This is a genomic window from Bacillus sanguinis (assembly GCF_018332475.1).
Classification (GTDB): Bacteria; Bacillota; Bacilli; order Bacillales; family Bacillaceae_G; genus Bacillus_A; species Bacillus_A sanguinis.
In genome coordinates, this window is the sequence record NZ_BOQB01000427.1 from 1 (window position 1) to 7,361 (window position 7,361).

Consider the following 7,361-nt stretch of genomic DNA (forward strand, 5'->3'; position numbering starts at 1 on the left):
AAAAAAAAAAAAAAAGTCTAGTTAATTTTATGTTTCGACTATTCGAAAATAAGTCGAATAAAACAATATTAGGATTTTTGAATATTAATAAGTTTATACTATAAAAATAGCGCTTTCTAATTCGTTTTTACTAATAGAAATGCACCATTTATAAAAAAATATTTTTTATTATTTTTTTCCTTCTAGTCTTTCCTTCGTATTCATTTCTTCTCCTCTCATTCGCTTTTCAAATGTATTTCTCCAACTTGTAGAAAGTGCATGTACTTCTAAGATCCTCTTTACCCCTTCCAAATTTTGTTTTTCCTTATGCATAATACGATTAGCAAATTCTACTGTCACACCTTTCGGATCCGATTTCAGTAACTTTAATGTATCAACAGATGATACCCATCCTTCTTTTAATACGCGAAAATAAAACCCTGTATATCCTGTTTCTTGAAAATATAGTGGTAACTTTGGGATATTGTATTTCTTAGCTAATTTAAAACAAGGTTGCCTTGGCTGCGTTACTTGTACAATTGCTTCTCCAATTTGAAATGTATCACCAATGCAAACATCCTCTTCACACATACCACTAATCGTTATATTTTCTCCGAATGCTCCATATACAAGTACTTGATTCAACGCTTTTTCCCAATATCCATAATGTTCTCCCGAATACACACAAACCGCTTTATCTACTCCACCATGATGAACTAAATCCGCTTGACCATCTCCATTAAATTTTACAAAGGATAAAAACACCGGTTCTTTTACTTGTTTCTTATTTATGCCTGTATGAATTACCTTTCCTCCGTATGTAACATCTTTCGGTAACCCTATATTTAAAGATAATAATTGGTATTCATTAGCCATTTTATTTCCTCCTTTAAGATTGTTCCATGTATTTTCTCACTCGATTTATTTTCACTACTATCTCTTTTATATAAAGCTGATTATAAAACCTAAAAAATCATTGTTCAATCCAATTATTTATATAATAATGATAGGTAAAACCTATTATCATACTTGAGGTGATCCAAATCGAATTACGACAACTTGAATATTTTTTAGCTGTGTCAAAAGAATTGCATTTCACAAAAGCAGCTGAGAAATTAAATATTTCACAGCCTTCACTTAGTCAGCAAATACGTGCATTAGAACATGAAGTTGGAATGCCCCTTTTCGATCGAATTGGTAAAAAAATATCTTTAACCGAAGCTGGGAAGATTTTATTATTACATAGTAAAACAATTTTTCATGAAGTTGAACAAGCCCGTTCTGCTATTCAAGATTTAAACGGATTACAACAAGGTTCCTTAACAATTGGATCATTGTTAACCGTCGTAAATTACTTACTGCCATCAACTATTTTAAATTTCAATAATTTATATCCCAATATAGAACTTTCTGTATTAGGACTTCGCACAGGAGATATTCGTGAAAAATTATTACAAAACGAACTAGATATTGGCATTACATTTCTACCGGTGCAAGACAAAGAAATTATTTCTATCCCTCTCTACAAAAGTGAACTTATAATAGTCGTACCAACTGGTCATCAATTAGCTAAACATAATCATGTATCTATTGCTGAATTGCAGAATTACCCTTTAATTCTTTTACCTAAGAATTTCTTTTTAACCGAATTAATTACATCCCATTGTCAAAAATTCAACTTTAAACCAAAACCAATTTTAGAAATTAGTACAATGGAATCTTTAATCCAAATGGTTTCAAAAGGAATGGGAATTACAGTGTTACCAAAACCGTATATAGACTTTTTACAAAATAAAAACATTCAAGCTATTAAAATAGAAAATCCTACTCCAACAATAGAAATAGGGCTTATTTATAGAAAAGATAAATATATGTGCGCTGCAACTCGAGAATTTATTGAGCAACTAAAAAGAACAGTACGTTCTTTACAAAGTTAAACGAACAAAAGAGATTATCCTTTGAACCCGTTTCACAACGACTTAGTAGAATAATCTCTTTTCAAAACAAAATATTTAAACTCATATAAATGTCAATGTACCTTTTTAGATATTGGAATATATTTCGTAAAATATGCTCCAACTAGCAATAAAACAATTGAAATGAACCAAATAAAAATCCCGCCAAAGTTAAACCAATATGCAAACAAATTTAAGATTGCTAGTGTAAAGAAACAAATTGAAGTTAACGCACTCTTCAATCCTTTTATCCCTGCTTTTTTTCTTTTTTCATAAGTAATATACATTGAAACGACAACAAATAAGATAAGAACAATCGGTAACATAACTTTTAGCAATGGCATTCCCTCCCGTATATACACCTTGCTATTACCATTTTATCTCATTTATTCTTGTGGAATCAATTTATTATTCTCTTCTCTCCAAAAATCAGTATAAGTTTTATTTTCAAAGTTCACATTCACCTCAGAAAAAGGAAGACTCCCTCCAACCTCCAACGAGTACCAGTCATTTAAAAGTGGAGACCCGAAACAAATATTCATTGTGCATTCATGCAAATCAAATAATACGGAATGTAAAGTTCCAAACCATTCTTCATAATTATGCACCGTCAGCCCGGCAGGATATTCTTTTTGTACTAACCCTTTTAAAGACTCTATACTCACTTGTTCATTTCGATTTAAATGTTCATACAATGTGTGATATCGGTTTGTAGATTGTTCTAATCTTCTATTATTCAGTTTTTGAATAGGTAAACTAATTGCATGGTTTGTTGATACGATAAAATCTTGGCTTTCCTCAACAACTGTGATTATTGATTTATATCCATCAAATATTTCAATACATACTGCATCTAAAGGGTCGGCTACTATTAGATTCATATTACTAGCAATCGGTATTTCTTCTATTAGTGACTTAGCCTCCTGCACATTTTTGCATTTCTCCAATAATACTCTAATGACCGCAAAACATTGTAAACCACTTACCGCTGGCTTTCTTAAACCCGCAATATTTCCAACCGGTTGACCACATGCTGAAAATGTAACAGATAATCCATGCTCGTTAACTCCTTCCGTTCGGCCAAAATATTGAGTAGAAAAGCCACTATGTGCATATGCACCTTCAACATGAGTCGAACAAAAACGCATATCATCTATTACTGGTGACAAATCATAGTTTCTTAATACATAAGTATGCTTTAAATCTGTCTTTTTAGGTAAAACTGCACAATGGCTACAACCTGCTTTTAATAGCGTTTGATAATAATACATCATATGTTTAGCAGGAATTTTCAACACTTCACAAAAGCCTTCAATTTCTTCATTAATACCAGGACAATATTGATTTAATATATTTCTAGATTCTGTCCAATGGTGGTGCGATATTAAATTTTCTTTCTGTATTAATTGCGGAATAAGGTAAGGATGTTGTTTTACAAATTCCCCTTGTTGCTTACCGATGTCATAATGACTTCCTTTTAGCGATGAAAAATATCCCTTTACTTGATACATCTAATTCCCCCTTATTAAATTTATCCATATCGTACCAAATAAACTGTATTCATTCTTGATATTTTTTACTGTCTTTCAAATCAAATGTGGCTGGAATAAAGCGAACAGTTATAAAATAAAAACTAGGGAACTGTAATCTTTAACAGTTCCCTAGTTCCCTAGTTTCCTTAATACTAAATGATTCCCGCTTCCACCATCGTTTCTACAATTTGCACAGAGTTCCACGCCGCACCTTTTAATAAATTATCGGAAACGATCCAAAGATGGAATCCGTTTGGTGTATCAGGATCTTTTCTAATTCTACCGACAAATGTATCTATTTTCCCTTCTGCGTATAATGGCATTGGATACAGCTGTTCATCAGGGTTATCCTGCAAAATAACACCTGGTGCATCCAGCAACACTTCTCTTATTTCTGCAACGGTCGCTTCTTTTTCAAGTTCAATATACACCGATTCTGAATGTCCTGATACAACTGGAACACGCACACAAGTAGCTGCCATTTTTAAATTGGGATCTTCTAAAATTTTCTTCGTTTCTTGAATCATTTTTACTTCTTCAAATGTGAAATCATTATCTGTAAATATATCTACTTGAGGTAGTACATTAAACGCAATTGGATAATGCTTTTTATCTTTCTTCACAGGTAATATAGTACCCTTAACCTCTTCACCTGCAAGCATTGACTTAGCCTGTTCTTTTAATTCTTGAATCGCATGAATTCCTGAGCCTGATACAGCTTGGTATGTGGAAACGATAATTCGTTCTATACCAAATGATTTTCGTATTGGCTGAAGAGCTGTCACCATCTGTAATGCTGAACAATTCGGAACTGCTATTATCCCTTTATGTTCCTTTAAAGTGTGCGCATTCACTTCCGGAACAACAAGCGGTACATCAGGTGCCATTCGGTATTCACTTGTGTTGTCAATTACGATTGCACCGCTAGAGACAGCTTGATTTACAAATTTTCTAGAAACTTCTCCCCCAGCGCTAAAAAAGGCAATATCTACCCCTTCAAAGCTATTTATTTTTGCTTCTTGTATAATGATCTCTCGCCCTTTAAATTGTACTGTCTTACCAGCCGATCTTTTTGACGAAAGTAACGTAACTTCAGCTATATTAAACTTTGTTTCTTTTTCTAACATTTCAATAATTTTCTGACCTACTGCACCCGTAGCCCCAACAACAGCTACATGATAGCCCTTTTCACTCATCTTTTCTCCTCCAATATTAAATGAATAAATATTTCTACAATTTCATTTTATAAGGAATTTAATCATTTGGAAAATTGAAATACGTGATATAATCATTCACAAATCATGATAATAAAAGAGGGATTACTTATGGAAATGAGACATGTTAAAACATTTTGTGCGATTGTTAAGTATGGTAGTTTTTCTAAAGCTGCTCATGCATTAGGTTATGCGCAATCTACAGTTACAGCGCATATGAAAGCATTAGAGAACGATTTACATATTCCTCTTTTCGATCGGTTAGGAAAAAAAGTACTTCTTACAAAAGCAGGTCATCAATTTCATCCTTATGCTTTAGAATTACTTGCAATTTATGAAAAAGCGCAAGAAATCCCTCAAAATACCGATCAATTAGAAGGTACATTGAGTATTACATCAAACGAATCATTAGCAGTGTACCGTCTTCCGCAATTATTACGTACTTACAAACAGAAAAATCCGAAAGTAAATATCGTACTGGAAACAACTACAAACGAACAAGCAATGAATAAGCTGCGTGAAGGAGAATCAGATGTTATTTTCATAATTGGAGAAAGTATGGAACATAATGATTTTATTACGCGCACTTTTTGTAATGAAGCATTTGGATGGATTTTACCTTCCCATCACTCTACACACTCTAATCCATTTTGTTTACTAAACGATACCCAATTTATCTTTACGGAGCAAAGCTGCGGCTATAGACCGATGGTAGATCGTTTTTTACGTCAAAGCGGGAATATTCCAGCTAAAACATTTGAAACTTCCAACGTTGAAGTCATTAAACAATCCGTCATGTGTGAATTAGGAATATCCATTCTACCTTACATCGTTGTACAAGAAAGTTGTCAAAAAGAACAACTCTGTTTTCAGCCTATTGAAACTCCCACTGTTATTCAAAGCCATGTAATCTATCATAGATCTAGATGGCTTTCACCTGTTTTACAATCCTTTCTTTCCTTGCTAGAACGAGACTAAAAGGTGCACACAAAAAAGAGTAACTGCCTAATAAGCACTTACTCTCTTCCAATGTTATCTTATTTATTAGCCTGTCCCCCACCTGCAATTAATTGACTACCCGAATATGTACCTCTTTGTATAAACACTCGATTAATTAACTCTTTTTGTTCCGCTTCTGACATTACTCCTTTTCCTTCTCCTAAATTCCCGCTTTGTAATTTCCAAATCTTATTGTGATCCGCATCAATCTTTTCATATTTTCCCTGTTTCCATCTCTCTAAAATATCTGCATATGTAGTTCCTTGTACAAGATCATTGCTCTTTACAATATCAAGTAAACTTTCAATACGTTCTTGTGTAATAAAAATATAGCCCCACTTTTGATCAGCTTTCGTTTTTTGATGCGCCATTTCATGTAATGCTGTCTGTATTTTCTCATCTGTCCATTTAAAATTTTTATTAAAGCCGCTATTTGGTAATGAATGATTGCCATTTTCTAAAACCTTTGCATCTTCAGCTTTTACATTACTATCAGCCAGCACTTCTGCTGCCGGAGCAGCGGGTGATGCCTTTTTCGCAGCTGGTTTACTATTATTCAAATAATGTAGCATACCATATGTTAAACCTACTCCGATTACCGCCATGCCAGCTATAATTCCAATTATTTTAAAGAATGTTTTCATCTTGCTTGTTTCCTCCCGCATATCTCATTCATAATATCTATTTATCAAAAACAGATGCAGCATCTCTTTTTTCGCTGCTTACTACAATTTTTTTCATACTAGTCAACATAAACATAACTTTTACTTTCTAGAAATGTAGCAACTCCATCCTCATCGTTACTTTTAGCAATAACTTTAGCGACTGCCTTTAATTCCTCAACAGCGTTGCTCATCGCTACACCAATCCCACACTTCTCTATCATTTCCATATCATTGTAGTCATCTCCAAAAGCAATAACTTCAGATACGTCTCGATTTAAGTGCTGTAGAACATATTGAATACTATTCCATTTTGAAACTTCTGCATGCATAATTTGACACAATGTCCCATCATCTGTAATGACTCCCCTGCATTCATCAGGCAATTCTTTAATGAATTCCTTGTTTATTGAACCTTTAGTACAAATAATTGCTTTAGAAGCTTTTTCAAAGTTCAAATCACTTACATCCATAATTTCACATGGTACATTACCAAAATAATCAGTAACATCAAAATTGGAATACAACTTATCACCTATTTCAAGACAAATCTGATGAAGATTATACTTTGTTGCTATTTCTATGATTTCTAAAATGTCATTTTTAGAAATCTTCATTTCATATAAAATATCATTGCCTTTAAGAACTAAAGCCCCGTTATAACAAATGATAATCTCATTTTTTAACACGTTGGGAATATATTGTTTTATAGCTCTTGGCGGCCTTGCTGTAGCAAAAATTAATTCGTCCCCATTATTTTTACATTCCCTTAAAATATTAATAGATTTCTCTGAAATTGTTTTGTCACTTCTTAATAAAGTACCATCAAGATCTGAAATAATAATCTTTTTCATACTTAGCTTTATTCTCCTTTCACAAATAAGAACTCGAAATATTGATTATTTGTTGAATCAACAGAGCATCTGCCGATAGTTAATCTCAACTTTCTTTTTGTCTCAATTTAATTCCAAGTATCATTTCCATTTGCTACATACTTTCTATTTCTTAAAGCATATACAT

The 7,361-nt window shown here is 32.9% G+C and carries 8 protein-coding genes; 2 read left to right on the top strand and 6 right to left on the bottom strand.

Annotated elements, in window-relative coordinates; all coding sequences use genetic code 11:
* Positions 1 to 168: 168 nt before the first annotated feature.
* On the bottom strand, positions 169 to 855 hold the full coding sequence (locus KI369_RS27110; protein ID WP_212958664.1) for an MOSC domain-containing protein: 687 nt from the start codon (positions 853 to 855) through the stop codon (positions 169 to 171).
* 158 nt (positions 856 to 1,013) lie between these two features.
* On the opposite strand from KI369_RS27110, the gene KI369_RS27115 reads away from it, so the two are divergent.
* Entirely contained in the window at positions 1,014 to 1,916 is a 903-nt protein-coding gene (locus KI369_RS27115) for a LysR family transcriptional regulator (protein WP_212958666.1), read from the top strand.
* A 92-nt stretch (positions 1,917 to 2,008) separates the two neighbouring features.
* Here the strand turns inward: KI369_RS27115 and KI369_RS27120 are convergent, their stop codons facing one another.
* From KI369_RS27120 to KI369_RS27130, 3 genes are all read right to left on the bottom strand, one after another.
* The gene (locus tag KI369_RS27120; protein WP_212958668.1) at positions 2,009 to 2,272 is read right to left on the bottom strand and encodes a hypothetical protein; all 264 of its coding nucleotides are present in this window, start codon (positions 2,270 to 2,272) and stop codon (positions 2,009 to 2,011) included.
* A gap of 48 nt (positions 2,273 to 2,320) precedes the next feature.
* Positions 2,321 to 3,445, bottom strand: a complete 1,125-nt coding sequence (locus tag KI369_RS27125; RefSeq protein ID WP_212958670.1) for a C45 family autoproteolytic acyltransferase/hydrolase — start codon at positions 3,443 to 3,445, stop codon at positions 2,321 to 2,323.
* Positions 3,446 to 3,618: 173 nt separating this feature from the next.
* Positions 3,619 to 4,662 (bottom strand): aspartate-semialdehyde dehydrogenase, encoded by a 1,044-nt coding sequence (locus KI369_RS27130; protein ID WP_212958672.1) that lies wholly within the window; start codon positions 4,660 to 4,662, stop codon positions 3,619 to 3,621.
* Between the two features lie 129 nt (positions 4,663 to 4,791).
* Between KI369_RS27130 and KI369_RS27135 the strand changes: the two genes are divergently transcribed.
* The gene (locus KI369_RS27135; protein ID WP_238484965.1) at positions 4,792 to 5,658 is read left to right on the top strand and encodes a LysR family transcriptional regulator; all 867 of its coding nucleotides are present in this window, start codon (positions 4,792 to 4,794) and stop codon (positions 5,656 to 5,658) included.
* A 59-nt stretch (positions 5,659 to 5,717) separates the two neighbouring features.
* Here the strand turns inward: KI369_RS27135 and KI369_RS27140 are convergent, their stop codons facing one another.
* Entirely contained in the window at positions 5,718 to 6,323 is a 606-nt protein-coding gene (locus KI369_RS27140; protein ID WP_212958676.1) for a PRK06770 family protein, read from the bottom strand.
* 98 nt (positions 6,324 to 6,421) lie between these two features.
* Positions 6,422 to 7,195, bottom strand: a complete 774-nt coding sequence (locus KI369_RS27145; RefSeq protein WP_212958678.1) for an HAD family hydrolase — start codon at positions 7,193 to 7,195, stop codon at positions 6,422 to 6,424.
* Positions 7,196 to 7,361 lie beyond the last annotated feature (166 nt).

Coding starts and splice junctions, on each gene's coding strand:
- KI369_RS27110 (WP_212958664.1), bottom strand. CDS start 855: ATGGCTAATGAATACCAATTATTATCTTTAAATATAGGGTTACCGAAA.
- KI369_RS27125 (WP_212958670.1), bottom strand. CDS start 3,445: ATGTATCAAGTAAAGGGATATTTTTCATCGCTAAAAGGAAGTCATTAT.
- KI369_RS27130 (WP_212958672.1), bottom strand. CDS start 4,662: ATGAGTGAAAAGGGCTATCATGTAGCTGTTGTTGGGGCTACGGGTGCA.
- KI369_RS27135 (WP_238484965.1), top strand. CDS start 4,792: ATGGAAATGAGACATGTTAAAACATTTTGTGCGATTGTTAAGTATGGT.
- KI369_RS27140 (WP_212958676.1), bottom strand. CDS start 6,323: ATGAAAACATTCTTTAAAATAATTGGAATTATAGCTGGCATGGCGGTA.
- KI369_RS27145 (WP_212958678.1), bottom strand. CDS start 7,195: ATGAAAAAGATTATTATTTCAGATCTTGATGGTACTTTATTAAGAAGT.